Here is a 17,099-nt window from a genome sequence, read left to right as displayed (position 1 = left end):
GCCACGACCACCGTGGAACCCGCTGGTCGCGTCGAAACCGCGTGAACCCCGCAGAAGCCCGTGAACACCTCACGAGAGGACACACCATGCCTGCAGCAACCCGGCTCGCCGACACCGTGACGATCCGACCCGCCGACGCCGGAGTCCCCGGCTCCCTGGCGCCGCCACCCGGACCGGCCGCAGGGGCTGCACGCGGCGTCGGACCCCGGCCTCCGGCCGACCCGCCGGACCTCGCCCGCTCCGACAGCGCAACCCGGGAACCGACCCCCGGCGGTGCCGTGCAGGAGATCCGCCCCGACGGGGCCGGAGTCCTCGAGGAGGACGGGCGCCGGCGGGAAGCACCCTGGACGGATACGGACGCCGAGGCCGTCCGCCGCATCTCCGGCATCGCGCGGTCCGTGGCACAGGGGGCGCTCGAGGTGCTGGGCGGGTCCCGACCCCTCCAGCAGATGGCGCGCTGGCTCGACCCCGAGAACTACGAGCGGCTCCACCTGCGCGCGAATCTCGTGCGCTGCATCAACGATGCCCCGGTGGGCCGGGGCATCGCCCTGCCCCGGGCGCACCGCCACATCATCGTCCGCTCCGCACGGGTATGTTCCGTCGGCCCCGGCATCTACGAGGCGTCGGTCGTCGCCTATGACCAGAAACGGGTCCGCGCCGTCGCTCTTCGGATCGAGCGACGGCGCGGAGCATGGCGGGTGACCGCCCTGGAGATCGGCTGACTACTTGCGCTTGGCCTTCTTGCCGCCCGCGGGCGCCGCCTGCGTCCTGTTGCGTTCGACGTGCACCTCCGCCTCGCCCTGTGCGTTGGGCGCGATGAAGTTGAGCGTCGCGGGCTTGGCCGGGGCGTCGAGCCCGGCGGCCCTGATGGTCGGGGCCTGCACCACGTTCCGCCCGTCCGTCACGCCCGGGAGTCCTGTCTGCGCGGGTGCCGATGTCTCGACCTCGAGGTTGAAGAGGTAGCCGATGCTCTCCTCCCGGATCGATTCCATCATCGCCTGGAAGAGGATGAAGCCCTCGCGCTGGTACTCGACGAGGGGGTCCCTCTGGGCCATCGCCCGCAGGCCGATGCCCTCCTTGAGGTAGTCCATCTCGTAGAGGTGCTCCTGCCACTTCCGGCCGATCACCGAGAGGACGACGCGGCGCTCCAGCTCACGCATGGTCTGCTCGCCGAGGGCCTCCTCGCGTGCCTGGTAGGCGAGCCTGGCGTCGGAGAGGATCTCCCCGTGCAGGAAGTCGCGCGTCAGCCGCGACGTGCCGCCGGCCTCCTCGATGACCTCGTCCGCGGTCAGCGTGATCGGGTAGAGGGTCCTGAGGTTCGTCCACAGCAGCTCGTAGTCCCAGTCGTCGCCGTGACCCTGCTCGGTGGCCTCGTCGACCATCGCCGTGATGACGTCCTCGAGGAAGAACTGGACCTTCTCCTTGAGGTCCCCACCCTCGAGGATCCTGCGGCGGTCGCCGTAGATCGCCTCGCGCTGGCGGTTCAGGACGTCGTCGTACTTCAGCACGTTCTTGCGCTGCTCTGCGTTGCGGCCCTCGACCTGGCCCTGGGCGTTCTCGATCGCCTTCGAGACGAGCTTGGACTCGAGGGCGACGTCGTCCGGCATGGTGGCGCTGTTCATGATGCGCTCCGCCCCGCCGGAGTTGAACAGCCGCATGAGATCGTCGGTCAGCGAGAGGTAGAAGCGTGACCGTCCCGGGTCACCCTGGCGTCCCGACCGGCCGCGCAGCTGGTTGTCGATGCGCCGCGACTCGTGGCGCTCCGTGCCGAGCACGTAGAGGCCACCGAGGTCGCGGACCTCGTCCTGCTCCGCCTTCACGGCGTCCTTGGCCGACTCGAGGGCGCCGGGCCACTCGGCCTCGTACTCGTCGGGGTTGTCCGCCGGGTCGAGCCCCCGCTTCTCCAGGGCGGCGACGGCGTTGAACTCGGCGTTCCCGCCGAGCATGATGTCGGTGCCTCGTCCGGCCATGTTGGTGGCGACGGTGACGGCACCCTTCCGGCCGGCCTGCGCGATGATGGCGGCCTCGCGCGCGTGGTTCTTCGCATTCAGGACCTCATGGCGGACTCCCGCCTTCGCGAGCTGCTTCGAGAGGTATTCGCTCTTCTCCACGCTCGTGGTGCCGACGAGGACCGGCTGACCGGTCTCATGGCGCTCGATGATGTCCTTGACGACGGCGTCGAACTTGGCGACCTCGTTCTTGTAGATGAGGTCGGACAGGTCCTGGCGGGCCATGTCCTTGTTGGTCGGGATGGGGACCACGCCGAGCTTGTACGTCGACATGAACTCCGCCGCCTCGGTCTCGGCGGTGCCCGTCATGCCCGAGAGCTTCTCGTACAGGCGGAAGTAGTTCTGGAGGGTGACGGTCGCGAGGGTCTGGTTCTCCGCCTTGATCTCCACCCCCTCCTTCGCCTCGATGGCCTGGTGCATGCCCTCGTTGTAGCGCCGGCCGGCGAGGATCCGCCCGGTGTGCTCGTCGACGATCATGACCTCGCCGTTGAGGACCACGTAGTCCTTGTCGCGCTTGAACAGCTCCTTGGCCTTGATCGCGTTGTTCAGGAAACCGATCAGCGGCGTGTTGGCGGATTCGTACAGATTGGAGATGCCGAGGTAGTCCTCGACCTTCTCGATCCCGTCCTCGAGCACGCCCACGGTGCGCTTCTTCTCGTCGACCTCGTAGTCGGCCTCGATGGCCAGTTTCTGGACCACCTTCGCGAACTCGTTGTACCAGCGGTTGACGTCACCGGATGCCTGGCCGCTGATGATGAGCGGCGTGCGGGCCTCGTCGATGAGGATCGAGTCGACCTCGTCGACGATGGCGAAGTTGTGTCCGCGCTGCACGAGCTCGGCGGCACTCCACGCCATGTTGTCGCGCAGGTAGTCGAAGCCGAATTCGTTGTTGGTGCCGTACGTGATGTCGGCCGCGTACTGCTCGCGGCGCATGGCCGGGTCCTGCTTGGAGAGGATGCACCCGCTCGTCAGGCCGAGGAAGCGGTAGACGCGCCCCATCAGGTCCGACTGGTACTCGGCGAGGTAGTCGTTGACCGTGACGACGTGCACGCCCTTGCCGGTCAGGGCGTTCAGGTAGGCGGGGGCTGTCGCGACGAGGGTCTTGCCCTCGCCGGTCTTCATCTCGGCGATGTTGCCCAGGTGGAGGGCGGCGCCGCCCATGAGCTGGACGTCGAAGTGGCGGAGGCCCAGGGTCCGGCTCGAGGCCTCGCGCACGGCGGCGAACGCTTCCGGCAGCAGGTCGTCCAGGGTGGCGCCATCGGCGTAGCGCTTCTTCAGCCGCTCCGTCTCGCCCCGCAGCTCTGCGTCGGACATCTCGCGGAATTCGTCCTCGAGGACATTGATCGCGTCAGCGTAGTTCCGGAGTCGCTTCAGTGTCTTCTTATCGCCGGTGCGTAGAACTCGTTCAAGAAGTGATGGCACTGGTATCTGCTCCCAATCTGATGCTGCCCAAAGATGGCGTCTCTAGTCTACGTGAGTGACGTCCGGTGCCCCGGTTTCGTTCCCCGGCAGGGACCGACGTCGCCGCACCACGTGTCCGCTCAGAGTAGCCTGCCGACCTGCGCGGTGAGCGCGCCCGCGAGGTTACCCCGGTCCGCGACGACGACGTCGGCGAGGTTCAGCCACCGCGCGAGCAGGCGCAGCTCGTCGGCGAGCTCGGCCGCCGTGTCCGAGGGGGCACCGGGCTCCATGTGGCTCGCCTGCACCATCAGGCGGTTCGTGGCGCGGTCGGCCTTCAGGTCCACGCGCGCCACGATGGCATCCCGCAGGAGGAACGGCAGCACGTAGTAGCCGTGGACCCGCCGCTCCGCAGGGGTGTAGATCTCGATGCGGTAGTGGACGCCGAAGAGCCGGTCGAGTCTCCCCCGATCGAACACCAGGGAGTCGAACGGGCTCAGCAGGGCCCTCCCCCGGGCCTGCCGCGGCAGGGTGGCCGCCGCGTCGAGGTACCAGGCCTCCGCGCCGCCGTCGACGGACACCGCCTGCACGGCGCCGTCGCGCACGAGACCGTCGAGTGCCGCCCGCGTCTCGCGCACCGGCGTCCGGAAGTAGTCGGCGACCGAACGGGCGGGCGCGACGCCGAGCGCCCCCACGGCGCGCCCCGCCAGCACGGTGAGGGCCTCGGCGCGGTCGGGCTCGGCCACGGCGAGTGCCGCGTCGGGCAGTACCGAGGCGATGGGGGCATAGAGGCGCTCGAACTGGGCCGTCCGGCCGGCCGACCCGATCTCACCCCGCGCGAACAGGTCCTCCAGGACCCGTTTGGCTGCCGTCCAGCGCCATCCCCAGCCGTCCGGAGGTCGTGCGGTGTCCGCGCCGAGCCGACGCTGGATGCCGGCCGCGGTCAGCGGCGTGCCGTGGCCGAGGACCTCGCCGATACCCGCCTCGAGGGCGTCCCTCTCGTCGGCGGGGATGCTCGCGGCCCCCATCCACGTCCGCCGCTGCCACACCCGCAGGTGCGGGAACAGCTCCGGGGGGACGAGGCTCGCCTCGTGGGCCCAGTACTCGACGAGCCTGCGCGGTCCGCGGGAGAACAGGGCGTCGAGGTCCGCCGGGTCGTAGGAGCCGAGGCGTGAGAACAGGGGGAGGTAGTGGGACCGGGCGAGGACGTTGACCGAGTCCAGCTGGAGCACCTGCAGTCGCTGGACGGCGGAGTTGACGGCACGGCGCGACGACGGCGCCTCGATGCGCGGGCGGTGCAGGCCCTGCGCGGCGAGGAGGATGCGCCTGGCCTGGGCGGTCGTGAGGGGCAGAGGTGGCATGGTCTCCTGCACGGCACTGCCTCCGCGCGCGGCGCGGAGGCAGTGGCGATCGGGTTCCGGGGAGCGCAGGGGCGCTTCCCGCTGGCGGTGGTGCCTAGGCGGAGGCGGCCTCCCTGGCCCGGTAGGCGAGCAGTTCCTCGTGGGGCTCCTCGGTGCCTTCGGCGCACTTCGAGTCGAGGGTGATCACGCCGTACGTCCATCCCTGCCGGCGGTAGACCACCGAGGGCGCGCCGGTGGCGGAGTCGACGAAGAGGTAGAAGTCGTGACCGACGAGCTCCATGTTGTCGACGGCGTCGTCCAGGGTCATCGGGATGCCGGAGAAGACCTTGCGGCGGATCAGCACGGGGGAATCGCCCGCGGGGACGTCGTCCGGGGAGGAGTACGCGTCGATCTCGTCGGGCTGCGCGGCGGGCTGGTCGGTCGTCGGCTCGATGCTCGACGTCTCGAGGTAGAGGGGCTGGGCCGGATCGGCGGGTTCGAGGTCGGCGGTCGCCACGCGGACGGCCACGGGGGTGTGCCGGCCGTGGTGGACCTTCCGCCGGTCCCGCGCCCGGCGCAGGCGCTCGAGGAGTTTTGCGTAGGCGAGGTCGAAGGCCGCGAACTTGTCGGCCGCGGAGGCCTCGGCCCGGACGACCGGGCCCCGGCAGAGGACGGTCAGCTCGACCGTGAGCGAGGTGTCCGCCATGCGCGCGCTGGGCTCCTTGGTGATCTTCGCGTCGACGCGCTGCACCTTGTCGCCGAGCTGCTCTATCTTGTCGATCTTCTCCGTCGCGTACTCACGGAAACGGTCCGATACCGCCAGGTTTCGACCATTGATGACAAATTCCATGGTGCCCTCCACATCGCTAGGTGACACGACGGCGGCCGAGGCATTGAGCAGAGCCGCCGCCGACGGGTACGGCCCATCTCTGGGTACCCGTCTCATCACGGTAGTTCACGCCTGTCCTTTATTCACCCTCCGACGCTCTCGAACTTCCGGTAGCCCGTCGGGTGCCCGAGAGGCACCATCCCCTGCTCCGGGGGCCGTCCCGGGATCCCCTCCGGCGGGCGGGGACGTCGCGGCGATGACCACGGCCCCGAGGACCCGCGCACCGGCAGCAGCCAGCACACGGTGCACCTCGCCGATCGTCGCGCCCGTGGTCAGGACGTCGTCCACGATGAGGCAGTCCCGCCCCACGAGCGCCCTGCCCGCGTGTCCGGCGGTGCCCATGGAATCCAGCACGCCGGCCCGCCGTCGCCTCCGGCCGAGGCCCTTCTGCCCTCCGCGCAGACCGGGAAGGACCGCCGAGGCCGTGCGGAGGAGCGCGGGCACCCCGCCCCGCGTGAGGGCGGCCGTCAGCCGCCGGGTCACCGGGAGCTGCCGGACCGCGGGGGCGAGCACCGTGGCCGCCGGCAGCCGGCCGCTCCGGTCGAGGCGCGACAGGAGCAGCATCAGCGGATCGTAGCCGCGCCTGCGGCGCGACGACGCCCGGGTGGGCACGGGCACCAGGAGGACGGGCCCGGCGAACGACGGGGCCGCCGCCCCGGCCGCGGCGTGGAGCGCACCGCCGAGGGCTGCCGCGACGGGTACCGCCAGATCGACGTGCCCGTGGTTCTTGAACGCGAGCAGCACCACGGACACCGCGCGGCCGTACCGGCCCGCCGCGAGGACGGGCAGCGGACCGAAGGCGGGAGCGCCTGCACCCGGCGGGTGGCGACCGCGCCCGGGTGCTCCGGCCCCCCTCCGCTCCCCCGGCGCCAGGAACTCCACGTCGGGCAGCGATTCCGCCCCCGCCTCGGCGCGGAACGGCCGCGCCGTCGCCCGCCGGAACGCACCGAGGCACCCCGGGCACAGCGAGGTGTCCCACCGGCCGCAGACCACGCACGACGACGGCAGGACGAGGGCCGCGAAGGCCGACAGCGCGCGGGCCGCCCGCTGGCAGGCCCGGCCGAACACGAGCCCGTCGAGGAGGCGGGCGAGAGGCGTGGAGCGCATGCCTCCAGCGCATCATGCCGGAACCGGGCGGCCGTCCGCGGGGTCCCCTATGTGGACATCCCTAGCCGGGGAACGTCGGGTCCCGGACGTCCAGCTGCTCGTCCACCCAGCTGCTGCCGATGCGGCGGTACAGGGTGCCGCCGGCCTGCGCGTAGAGCGTGTCCTCCGCGTCGGACCCGGCGCTGATGCCCTGCACCCCTGCCAGGGCCGCCATGGTCTCCTGTTCACCGTCCAGCTGCAGGATGACCGGGGCCGCTTCCTCGTCGGCGGCCAGCGAGGACACGACGATGGTGCTCTGCCCCGCCCAGGCGGCGGTGTCGATGGTCCCCGCCACGGGCAGGGCGAGCGGCGTCGTGAGTGTCTGCGGCGTCCCGTCCGCCGACCGGGTGATCCCGGCGAGCAGCAGCTCGCTCGTCCCGCCGCGGTCCGCGACGATCAGCAGCCGCGAGCCGTCCCGCGAGATCCGCAGTTCCTCCACCCTGCGGTCGCCGAGCCAGCCGGCGGCGAGGACTGCCGCGTTCTCCTCCGTCCCGCCGGGCGGGACGGCCAGGATGGAGCTGCGCCCTCCGGAGGCTCTGCTGGTCCAGACCCAGTTCTCCGGGTCGAAGGAGGGCCGGGTCAGCCCGGTCCCCGTCACGACCTCGCGGGCCTCGCTGCCCGGCGCCGTCACGAACAGCGTGGTCCCGCCCTCGTCCACGAAGGCGTAGGCACTCCCCGACACCGAGGCCGCGGGGGTGCGCGGCTTCAGCTCGGCGACGGTGGGCATGCCGTCGATCGGGACGACGGCGCCGTTGCGCACGCGGACCAGCTCCCCGTCCGCGACGGCGACCTGCTCCCCCCCGACGTCGGGCGTCAGTTCGGGGACCACGAGGTCCGGGGCGGGATCACCGAGTTCGATGGGCTGACCGCTGGTCATCTCCACCGAGGTGACGTCGTTCAGGCCGAGCAGGTTGGCGCTGAGCTGCTGGTTCATCTGCTGCAGGCCGAGGTTGGTGGCGTCCTCGAGGACCTCCGACGAGAACTCGACGGACGCCGTGCCGGACGTGATGGGCACCGAGTCCCGCGCCAGCGTCACCCCTTCGGGGAAGGCGCTGGTCACGGCGCCCTGCAGGTAGGGGGCCGGGCCGGCGAGCATGGCGCCGACGATCCTGGCCGTCACGCCGGTCCGCCGCACGAACCAGCGGGCATCCGGGACCCAGTAGCGGTAGTTGCTGCTGTAGAAGTAGAGGTTGTGCGAGATCAGCAGGTCACGGGCGCTGCTCTGGGCGAGCATGATGCCGTCCGGGATCTCGTCGATCCGCCACTCTCCCCCCACCTGCACCATCCGGACGCCGAGCGTCTCCGGGGCGGGGAGCATGCTGTTCGTGCGCAGGCCCCGCGAGTCGACGGTCCCCGTCGTCTCCAGCTGGATCTGGTAGACCCCCTCGGTCTCGCGCTTCTCGACGCGCGGATCGGACCGGAACAGGACGATCCTCTCCTCGGGCTTCCAGGTCTTCGCCAGTTCGGTGGTGAGGAACTGGCGGGCCACGCTGTACCCGTCGCCGGCCCCCGTCCCGGCGGTGATGAAATCACGCAGGATCCTCTCGGGCGTGGCACCGGGGGCGGGGCCCTCCGGGTCGAAGGCGGGCGCGACGGCGTCGACCTCCGCCTCGGCGGCGGGGATCACTCCGACGGGTCCCCTCGTGGGGATCGCCGAACAGGCCGTGAGCACCAGGAGGCACATCACCAGCACGGCGGCGACGAGCGCCCCGGGCGTCCTGCCGAAGGTGGAGGTGGGGGGATGTGACCGGCCGGTGGCCCGGTCGCCGAGCCTGGTCCTACTGCGTCGCATTGCTCTCCCTCGCTTCGGTCCCGGTGCCGTCCGGTGCTGCGTGCCGGTACTCCACTGCTGCGGCCTCCACCCGGCCCTCCGGCGCCGCGGGCGGCAGGGCCAGGGGCGACGCCGCCAGTTCGGCGCCCTTGTGCCGCGGCAGGGTCAGCCGGAAGCACGCGCCCTCGCCCGGCAGGCCCCACGCCTCCAGCCAGGCGCCGTGGAGCCGTGCGTCCTCGGTCGCGATCGACAGCCCGAGTCCGCTGCCCCCCGTGGTCCGGGCACGCGCGGGGTCCGCCCGCCAGAAGCGGTCGAACACGCGGGAGGCCTCGAGCGGCGTCATCCCGATCCCGTGGTCGCGCACGGCGACGGCGACGGCCTCGGGGTTGCAGGCGATGTGGACCTCCACGGGCCGCCCCTCGCCGTGCTCGAGCGCGTTGACGATCAGGTTGCGCAGGATCCGGTCGATGCGGCGGGCATCGGCGTCGGCGATGCACCGGGATCCGGCGGACACGATGGACAGGTCGGTGCCGAGCCTGTCGGCGAGCGGACGAGCCCCGTCGATCGCGTGCTGGACGAGCTGTACGATGTCGACCGATTCCGCTTCCAGCTCGGCGGCTCCCGCGTCGAACCGCGAGATCTCCAGCAGGTCCGCGAGCAGCGCCTGGAAGCGCTCCACCTGATCGAAGAGGATCTCCGCGGACCGCTTGTTCACGGGATTGAACTCGTCGCGCGCATCGTGCAGCACCTCCGCCGCCATCCGCACCGTGGTCAGGGGCGTCCGGAGCTCGTGGGACACGTCGGAGACGAAACGCTGCTGCATCTGCGACAGCTGGGCCAGCTGGGTGATCTGGTCCTGCAGGTTCCCCGCCATGCGGTTGAAGGAGGCCCCGAGCCGGGCCACCTCGTCCTCGCCGGTGACCTCCATGCGTTCCTGGAGCTGTCCGGCCGCGAGCTTCTCCGAGACGGACGCGGCATGGCCGACCGGCAGCACCACGCTGCGCGTCACGTACCAGGTGACGCCGCCGATGACGAGCAGGAGGACGACACCCGCCAGCCACAGGACGCCGTGGATGTAGTCGAGGGTGGCCTGCATCGAGGAGAGGTCGTAGTACACGTACAGGGCGTAGGGGCTGCGGTCGGGTGGCAGCTGGACCTGCGTGCCGAACGCGATGCCGGGCGCGTCCGGATCACCGTCCTGCGTCACGGGGATGGTGATCGGCGCCCAGTACACGTCCTGGCCCCCGGCCACCGCCTGCTGGAGGTCGTCCGGGAGCATGCCCGCCGTCGCCCCGTCCTGGGTCACCGTCGTCGGGATGAACAGCCCTTCACCGCCGGCGATCGGTACCAGCATGGCCTGGCGCGGCGCGTTCGTCCTGCTCCCGACGATGGCGTTGACGGAGTCCAGGACCAGCCGGCTCGTCGTGTCCCGGTCCGTCGCCGAGGAGTCCCGGAAGACGGCCTTGGTGGAGATGAGGGCGGAACGGGCCTCCGCGCTGAACTGGTCGAACCGCTCGTCGTAGAGCGCGCTCGCGATCTGGTTGGAGAGGAACCCTCCGACGGCCACGAAGGAGACGGAGGTGAGGAGCATCGTCGCGACGACGGTGCGGAACTGCAGCGATCGACGCCAGCTGCGTGCGACGGCGCGGAGCGAGGCACGGACGCGATCGGCCCCGTCCTGCAGTCGGCGGCCGGCGGGCGGCGACGCGACACCGTCGGGTAGCTGTGACGCACCGTCCGCCGGAGGACCGCCGGGACCGGGGGCGCGGAACGCCGCGCCCTCCGCGTCAGCCCTGTCCGGCCTTGTAGCCGACACCACGCACCGTCAGGACGATCTCGGGTGCCTCGGGATCACGCTCGATCTTCGAGCGCAGCCGCTGCACGTGGACATTGACGAGCCGGGTGTCGGCGGCGTGCCGGTAGCCCCAGACCTGTTCGAGGAGCAGTTCGCGGGTGAACACCTGCCACGGCTTCCGCGCCAGGGCCACGAGCAGGTCGAACTCGAGCGGGGTCAGCGAGACCCGCTCGCCGGCCCGGGTGACCTCGTGACCGGCGACGTCGATGCCCACGTCACCGATCCGGAGCGTCTCCGGGGCCTTCGACTCCGCCGGCCGCAGCCGGGCGCGCACGCGGGCGACGAGTTCGGCCGGTTTGAACGGCTTGGGGACGTAGTCGTCGGCTCCGGATTCCAGGCCCCGGACGACGTCGGACGTGTCCGACTTCGCGGTCAGCATCACGATGGGGAGATCCGATTCGCTGCGGATCTGGCGACACACCTCGATGCCGTCCATGCCCGGCAGCATCAGGTCCAGCAGCACGAGGTCGGGCTGCGTCGAGCGGAATACGCCGAGCGCAGCTGCGCCGTCGGCGCAGAAGACGGGGTCGAATCCGTCGTTGCGGAGGACGATGCCGATCATCTCGGACAGGGCCTCGTCGTCGTCGATGACCAGTATGCGAGCCTTCATACCCCCATACTGTCCCATCGGGCGTGCAAAGTCCCATCAGCCCCACCGTGCGCTGCGTGGGGAGGGATGCAGGGGCGATGGAGGAGCGCTGCACGAGCGATCGGGGAGCGGCCCCGGGGAGCCGTCCGGGACCCGTGCGGGAGCACGGCGGGATCGGGGTGGGCGCGGTGGACGACGGGACCGGCCACCGGACCGGCAGGCGCGGGTGACAGACGGACCGGCGAGCGGGTGGCAGGCGGGGGCACCCGGCCTATGATGCAGGAGGGGAGCTGCGGACGGACCTCTCCGGAGCATCGACCAAGGGGACGCCATGAGCGATCAGGTGAAGGGTCAGCAGGACGACGGGACGCCGGAAGGCGTACCGGGCATACCGGGCGGACACGGCGACGACGGACCCGCCCGGCCCGTCGCCGCACCGGCGGAGTGGCAACCCCCCGGCGCTCCCACTCAGGCCACACACGGCCGGCCCGCGCAGTCCTGGCCATCCCCTCCCCCGCCGCAGAACCAGGGCAGCCGACCCGGCGGCTGGGGCACCCCCTACCCGCCGCAGAACCAGGGCGGCCGACCCGGCGGCTGGGGCACCCCCCACCCGCCGCAGAACCAGGGCGGCCGACCCGCCGGCTGGGGACCGGGCCCGGCGGCTGGACCCTACGGCGGCCGGCCGTTCCCCCCGGGCCCCCTGTACCAGGCGCCCCCCAAGCCGGGCGTCATCCCGCTCCGGCCGTTGGGACTCGGCGAGATCCTCGACGGTGCCTTCCAGGCGTGCCGGAAGAATCCGCTGGCCACCTTCGGCATCGCGATCCTCCTGCAGGCAGTCGTCGCGCTGGTGACAGTCCTCCTGCTGGGGAACGTCCTCTCGTCCTTCGAGGCGCTCGAGGCCGAGAACCCGACACCGGACAGCATCATCGCGGCGGTCGCCGGCTTCGGCGTCGTCGCCACCGTGTCGGGCGTGGTGTCCGCTGCGGCGCTGCTCGTCCTGCAGGGCATCCTCGTCGTCCCGATCGCCCGGGCCGTCATCGACCAGCGGACGTCCTTCGGCCAGGCCTGGCGGCTCGCGCGCGGCCGCATCCTCCCGCTCCTCGGGTTCGGCCTCCTCTCCTTCGCGGCCGGCCTCGTGGGCCTCGTCCTCGTGGTGGGGATCTCGGCGCTGGCGGTCCTGGGGCTGGAGGAGTACTCGGCCCTCGTCATCGTGCCGCTCGTGCTCGGCGCCGTGGCCCTGCTGGTGTGGGTCAGCATCAAGATCGTGGTCGCGCCCGCTGCCCTCATGCTCGAGGGGACCGGACCGTGGACGTCGGTGAAGCGGTCGTGGGCACTCACCCGCGGCACCTGGTGGCGGACGTTCGGCATCGTCCTGCTGACGAGCATCATCGTGTCGATCATCGCGTCCGTCATCTCCGCACCCCTCACCTTCGCCGTCTCGCTGATCGTCGGCTTCGGATCGACGGCCTCCGCCACCCCCGACGTCCTCGATTCGCTGCCCGTGCTCCTCGCCACGCAGGCCATCACGGCCCTCTTCTCGGCCATCGGCTACGCCTTCCAGGCGGGCGTGACCTCCCTGCTGTACGTCGACCTCCGCATCCGCCGCGAAGGCTTCGACGTCGTCCTCATGCGCGAGCACGAACAGGCGGGACCGGGGCCGAGCGACGTCGTGCCCGGTGGCACCTCGTTCGGCCACCAGCCGGGAGCACCTGCGTGACGCGGAGCCTTGCCGCTCCGCCGGCGCCCGGGCGGCGCCGCTCATGAGGGCCGCCCCGCGCGCGGTGGTCGCACCGGACGCGGACGAGGCCCGTCGGCTGCTGCAGGACGAGCTGGCCAGACCCGCCTACGTCGAGGCCCAGCCCAACATCTTCGAACGCCTCCTCGCCGACGTCCTGCGCAGCATCGGCAGGCTCCTCGACGGGGTGGGCGGCCTGGCGCCGGGGCCCGGGACCCTGGTGATCGCCCTCGGCGCGGCGCTGCTCGTCGTCGTCGCCGTCGTGCTCATCAGGCCGCGCCTCAACGCGCGCGGGCAGGAGCAGGAGGCCGCGGTCTTCGACGACGGCGCCCGGCGCCCGGCCGAGCACCACCGCCGCCGGTCCGCGGCGCTCGCGTCCGACCAGGACTGGAACGGGGCCGTGGCCGAACTGCTCCGCGCCGTCATCCGGTCGGCGGAGGAGCGTGTCGTCGTCGACGAGCAACCCGGCAGGACGGCGTCCGAGGCGGCGGGGCAGCTCGGGTCTGCGTCCCCGTCCCTGGCGCCGGACATCACCTGGCTCGCCGACCTCTTCAACGAGACCCACTACGGCAGCGGTACGGCCACGGCGGACGACTACCGGCGTGCCGCCGACGTCGACGCGCGGTTCCTCACCGAGCGGCCCGGAGCCGGGAGCACCACGACTCCGGCGGCACCACGATGAGGGACGCGCAGCCCGCGGCGGGGTCCGCCGCCCCGCCGCACGGGGGGACGGCGGGCGCGCCGCGGGTCGAGGTCATGGGCGACGGCGGGAGCGCGCTGGAGACCGCCCGCCGCCGCCTCCGGCGATCCCTGCCCCTGCTGGTGGGAGCGGTCGTCCTCGCGGTGATCGTCCTGCTCAACCTCCTGCCCGGCCCGGAGGAGGACGACGGACCGCTCTCCCCCGGCAATCCCGCGCCCTCGGGTGCTCGGGCGGTGGCGGAGGTCCTCGCTGCCCGGGGCGTCGACGTCGTCCGCGTCGATTCGTTCCGCACGGCGCTCGACGCATTGGACGCGGGGCCCGCCACGCTCCTGCTCAACGACGCGCGGCAGTACCTGAGCGCCACCCAGATCGCCGAACTGGCGGAGGCGTCGGAGCGCACGGTCCTCGCCGGACCGGGCGCCCGGCAGTTGACGGCCCTGGACGAGGAGTTCACGCTGCTCGGCCCTGCACCCCTCGACTTCGGCGACCCGCCGGTACTGGCCGCGGAGTGCGCCGACGACGCCGCCCGGGCCGCGGGCACGCTCTCCGCGACCGGGACGGCCTACACGGGCGCCGTCGAATGCTTCCCCACCACGATCGACGGCGTCCCGGGCGGCCTGTACACCACGAGTTCCGACGGGTCCGTCGCCGTCCTCGGGGCCCCGTCGATCCTGTCCAACGAGTCGATCGTCGACGAGGGCAACGCGGCCCTCGCGCTGCGGGCGCTCGGGACCGAACCGACGCTCGTCTGGTACGAGCCCACCGGTGCGGACATCGCCTCGAGCGGCGAGGGCATCGACCCGCGGACCCTCCTGCCCCCGTGGCTGGACCCGCTCCTGGTGTGGCTGCTCGTGTGCGGAGTCCTCGCCATGGCCTGGAAGAGCCGACGCCTCGGGCCGCTGGCAGTGGAGCCGTTGCCCGTCGTCGTCCGCGCGGCCGAGACGGCGGAGGGGCGCGCCCGGCTCTACCAGGACTCCCGGTCGGTGGCGCATGCCGCGGCGACCCTCCGGGCGGCGGCGCTCACCCGGATGGCCCGCCGGCTCCGGGTGGACCGCTCCGCCCCGCCGGCCGAGATCATCGACGCCGCAGCCCGCCACGGCGGGCGGCCCCGCATCGACCTCGAGCAGCGGCTGCTCGGCCACACCCCGACCACCGAACGCGAGCTTGTGCTCTGGGCACAGGAGATCCTCGACCTCGAGAAGGAGATTCGACCATGAACGATTCCGTCGACCGGCAGCACGCGTCCGCGCAGGCGCCGCCCGCCGACCCTCCCGGCGCCCACCAGGCGGTGCGCGTCGCGGAGCGGGACCAGGCCTCGGGCCAGGTCCCGGGCCGGACGTCCGGCGAGGCGGACAGCGACGGTGAGACGGCGCGGGCCGCGCTCCTGCGGGTGCGCGCTGAGGTCGGGAAGTCGATCGTGGGCCAGGACGCGGCCGTGACCGGGCTCCTCATCGGCCTCCTGGCCGACGGGCATGTCCTGCTGGAGGGCGTGCCCGGCGTCGCCAAGACCCTCCTCGTGCGCACCCTGGCCACCGCGCTGGACCTCGACACGAAGCGCGTGCAGTTCACGCCGGACCTCATGCCGGGCGACATCACGGGATCGCTGATCTACGAGTCGAAGACCGGTGAGTTCACCTTCCGCGAGGGCCCCGTCTTCACGAATATCCTCCTCGCCGACGAGATCAACCGCACACCGCCGAAGACGCAGGCCTCCCTGCTCGAGGCGATGGAGGAACGCCAGGTCTCGGTCGACGGCGTCTCGCGCCGCCTGCCCGCCCCCTTCATCGTCGCCGCCACGCAGAACCCGGTGGAGTACGAGGGCACCTACCCCCTGCCCGAAGCGCAGCTCGACCGCTTCCTGCTCAAGCTCACGCTGCCCCTCCCGGGACGCGACGACGAGATCGAGGTCATCCGCCGCCACAGCGTCGGCTTCGATCCCCGCGACCTCGGGGCCGCGGGTGTCCGGGCCGTCGCCGGTACGGAGGACGTCGACCGCGCCCGCGCAGCAGTCGCGCGCGTCGCGATCGCCCCGGAGGTCCTCGCGTACATCGTGGACATCGCCCGGGCCACCCGGTCCTCGCCGTCGTTCCAGCTCGGGGTGTCCCCCCGCGGTGCCACGGCCCTGCTGACCACGTCACGCGCCTGGGCCTGGCTCTCGGGCAGGTCCTTCGTGACCCCCGACGACGTCAAGGCCCTCACGCTCCCGGCGCTCAGGCACCGCGTGGCGCTGAGGCCCGAGGCGCAGATGGACGGCGTGGACGTCGACGACGTGCTCGGCGGCATCCTCAGCACCGTCCCCGTCCCGCGGTAGCGCCAACCCGTCCCTACCGGTCGCCGCCGCGACCGGACCCGAGAGGAGCTCCCGTGGTTGTCACCGGCCGCCTCGTCCTGCTGGCGCTGCTCGGCGTCGTGCCGGTCGTCCTGTACCCGGGCGCGACGTCGATCCTGCTGTGGGCGGCGCTCCTCGCCGCCCTGGCCGGCCTTGACGTGTCCCTCGCGGCGTCCCCCCGCCGCGTGGGGATCGTCCGCGAGCTCCCCGACGGCGTACGGCTCGGTGAGGAGTGCCGGAGTTCGCTGCTGCTGCGCAACGACACGCGCCGGCCGCTGCGGGCCACCGTGCGGGAGGCCTGGCAGCCCTCGGCAGGAGCCGTCGATCCCGAGCAGGTGCTCCTGGTGCCGCCCGGAGAGGCGCGTCGCATGGCGGTCCTCCTGCGCCCGGCACGCCGCGGCGTCCTCCACGTGGAGACCGTGACCGTCCGGAGCGCCGGCCCGCTGGGGGTTGCGGCCCGCCAGCTCACCGTCCCGGCACCCGGCGTGCTCCGGGTCCTGCCGGCCTTCGCCTCGAAACGCCACCTGCCCTCCAAGCTCCGCCGCCTGCGCGAGCTGGACGGCCGGACCGCCGTGCAGATCCGGGGGGCGGGCACGGAGTTCGACTCCCTGCGGGACTACGTCCGGGGCGACGACGTCCGGTCCATCGACTGGCGTGCGACGGCCCGTCGGCGCGACACCGTGGTGCGGACCTGGCGGCCGGAGCGGGACCGCCGCGTCGTCGTCGTGCTCGACACCTCGCGCACGTCGGCCGCGCGGGTACTCGACGAGCCGCGCCTCGACACCGGGATCGAAGCGGCGCTGCTGCTCTCCGTCCTCGCGGAGCGCGGCGGCGACAAGGTGCACTTCCTGGCGTTCGACCGCCGCCTGCGGGCCCGCGTGGACTCGACGGCGAAGGGCAACCTCCTCGGCTCGCTCGTGACGGCGATGGCGCCGCTGGAGGCCGAACTCATCGAGGCCGACTGGTCCCGCGTCCCGGCGCAGGTCCGTGCGGCGTCGCCCCACCGCAGCCTCGTCGTTCTCCTGACGTCGCTCGATGCGGGCGCCGTCGAGGAGGGCCTCCTGCCGGTGCTGCCGGCCCTCACCGGCCGCCACGTCGTCGTGGTCGCCTCGGTCCGTGATCCGCGGCTGGAGGAGATGGCAGCGGACCGGTCGACGGCGGCGGCCACGTTCCGTGCCGCGGCAGCTGAACGCGCCCTGCTGGACCGCGCGGCGGTGGCCGACCAGCTCCGCCTCGTCGGGGCCGAGGTCGTGGACGCGGTACCGGCCGAACTCCCGCCGCTGCTCGCCGACGCGTACATCAGGCTCAAGGCGGCCGGGCGCCTCTGAGGGGCGGCGC

The 17,099-nt window shown here is 72.4% G+C and carries 13 protein-coding genes; 6 read left to right on the top strand and 7 right to left on the bottom strand.

What is annotated here, in order from left to right:
- The first annotated feature begins 86 nt into the window (after positions 1-86).
- The gene (locus tag ACX80K_RS10405; RefSeq protein WP_459271797.1) at positions 87-722 is read left to right on the top strand and encodes an Rv3235 family protein; all 636 of its coding nucleotides are present in this window, start codon (positions 87-89) and stop codon (positions 720-722) included.
- Here the strand turns inward: ACX80K_RS10405 and secA are convergent, their stop codons facing one another.
- From secA to mtrA, 7 genes are all read right to left on the bottom strand, one after another.
- Positions 723-3,431: a preprotein translocase subunit SecA gene (gene secA / locus ACX80K_RS10400; RefSeq protein WP_459271796.1), complete on the bottom strand. Its 2,709-nt coding sequence runs from the start codon at positions 3,429-3,431 to the stop codon at positions 723-725.
- Positions 3,432-3,550: 119 nt separating this feature from the next.
- Positions 3,551-4,768: a winged helix-turn-helix domain-containing protein gene (locus tag ACX80K_RS10395; RefSeq protein WP_459271795.1), complete on the bottom strand. Its 1,218-nt coding sequence runs from the start codon at positions 4,766-4,768 to the stop codon at positions 3,551-3,553.
- Positions 4,769-4,862: 94 nt separating this feature from the next.
- A complete protein-coding gene (gene hpf, locus ACX80K_RS10390; protein ID WP_459271794.1) occupies positions 4,863-5,597 on the bottom strand; it encodes a ribosome hibernation-promoting factor, HPF/YfiA family in 735 nt (244 codons plus the stop codon).
- Positions 5,598-5,702: 105 nt separating this feature from the next.
- Positions 5,703-6,743 carry a ComF family protein gene (locus tag ACX80K_RS10385; RefSeq protein WP_459271793.1) on the bottom strand — a complete coding sequence of 347 codons (1,041 nt, stop codon included), beginning with the start codon at positions 6,741-6,743 and terminating at the stop codon, positions 5,703-5,705.
- 61 nt (positions 6,744-6,804) lie between these two features.
- Complete coding sequence (locus tag ACX80K_RS10380) at positions 6,805-8,574, bottom strand: LpqB family beta-propeller domain-containing protein (protein ID WP_459271792.1); 1,770 nt, start codon at positions 8,572-8,574, stop codon at positions 6,805-6,807.
- Positions 8,561-10,372: an MtrAB system histidine kinase MtrB gene (mtrB, locus tag ACX80K_RS10375; protein ID WP_459271791.1), complete on the bottom strand. Its 1,812-nt coding sequence runs from the start codon at positions 10,370-10,372 to the stop codon at positions 8,561-8,563. The genes ACX80K_RS10380 and mtrB overlap by 14 nt, the downstream gene beginning before the upstream one ends.
- Entirely contained in the window at positions 10,341-11,018 is a 678-nt protein-coding gene (gene mtrA / locus ACX80K_RS10370; RefSeq protein ID WP_459271790.1) for an MtrAB system response regulator MtrA, read from the bottom strand. Before mtrA ends, mtrB begins: the two co-directional genes overlap by 32 nt.
- Before the next feature lie 310 nt (positions 11,019-11,328).
- Here mtrA and ACX80K_RS10365 point away from each other — a divergent pair, with 310 nt between their 5' ends.
- Genes ACX80K_RS10365 through ACX80K_RS10345 form a run of 5 tightly spaced genes read left to right on the top strand, consistent with a single transcriptional unit; the run spans position 11,329 to position 17,089 of the window.
- On the top strand, positions 11,329-12,714 hold the full coding sequence (locus tag ACX80K_RS10365; RefSeq protein WP_459271789.1) for a proline-rich domain-containing protein: 1,386 nt from the start codon (positions 11,329-11,331) through the stop codon (positions 12,712-12,714).
- A gap of 43 nt (positions 12,715-12,757) precedes the next feature.
- The gene (locus tag ACX80K_RS10360; protein WP_459271788.1) at positions 12,758-13,414 is read left to right on the top strand and encodes a DUF4129 domain-containing protein; all 657 of its coding nucleotides are present in this window, start codon (positions 12,758-12,760) and stop codon (positions 13,412-13,414) included.
- Positions 13,411-14,649, top strand: coding sequence for a DUF4350 domain-containing protein (locus ACX80K_RS10355; RefSeq protein WP_459271787.1), 1,239 nt, complete (start codon positions 13,411-13,413; stop codon positions 14,647-14,649). Before ACX80K_RS10360 ends, ACX80K_RS10355 begins: the two co-directional genes overlap by 4 nt.
- Positions 14,646-15,743: an AAA family ATPase gene (locus ACX80K_RS10350; protein WP_459271786.1), complete on the top strand. Its 1,098-nt coding sequence runs from the start codon at positions 14,646-14,648 to the stop codon at positions 15,741-15,743. The genes ACX80K_RS10355 and ACX80K_RS10350 overlap by 4 nt, the downstream gene beginning before the upstream one ends.
- Positions 15,744-15,796: 53 nt before the next feature.
- Complete coding sequence (locus tag ACX80K_RS10345) at positions 15,797-17,089, top strand: DUF58 domain-containing protein (protein WP_459271785.1); 1,293 nt, start codon at positions 15,797-15,799, stop codon at positions 17,087-17,089.
- Positions 17,090-17,099 lie beyond the last annotated feature (10 nt).

This window comes from Arthrobacter sorbitolis (assembly GCF_054510995.1).
This window is presented reverse-complemented; position numbering and strand designations above follow the sequence as displayed.

Excerpts from the sequence above, each read along its gene's own strand:
- ACX80K_RS10355 (WP_459271787.1), top strand. The coding sequence starts at position 13,411 with ATGAGGGACGCGCAGCCCGCGGCGGGGTCCGCCGCCCCGCCGCACGGG.
- hpf (WP_459271794.1), bottom strand. The coding sequence starts at position 5,597 with ATGGAATTTGTCATCAATGGTCGAAACCTGGCGGTATCGGACCGTTTC.
- ACX80K_RS10350 (WP_459271786.1), top strand. The coding sequence starts at position 14,646 with ATGAACGATTCCGTCGACCGGCAGCACGCGTCCGCGCAGGCGCCGCCC.
- ACX80K_RS10380 (WP_459271792.1), bottom strand. The coding sequence starts at position 8,574 with ATGCGACGCAGTAGGACCAGGCTCGGCGACCGGGCCACCGGCCGGTCA.
- ACX80K_RS10365 (WP_459271789.1), top strand. The coding sequence starts at position 11,329 with ATGAGCGATCAGGTGAAGGGTCAGCAGGACGACGGGACGCCGGAAGGC.
- ACX80K_RS10395 (WP_459271795.1), bottom strand. The coding sequence starts at position 4,768 with ATGCCACCTCTGCCCCTCACGACCGCCCAGGCCAGGCGCATCCTCCTC.
- ACX80K_RS10385 (WP_459271793.1), bottom strand. The coding sequence starts at position 6,743 with ATGCGCTCCACGCCTCTCGCCCGCCTCCTCGACGGGCTCGTGTTCGGC.
- mtrA (WP_459271790.1), bottom strand. The coding sequence starts at position 11,018 with ATGAAGGCTCGCATACTGGTCATCGACGACGACGAGGCCCTGTCCGAG.
- ACX80K_RS10405 (WP_459271797.1), top strand. The coding sequence starts at position 87 with ATGCCTGCAGCAACCCGGCTCGCCGACACCGTGACGATCCGACCCGCC.
- ACX80K_RS10360 (WP_459271788.1), top strand. The coding sequence starts at position 12,758 with ATGAGGGCCGCCCCGCGCGCGGTGGTCGCACCGGACGCGGACGAGGCC.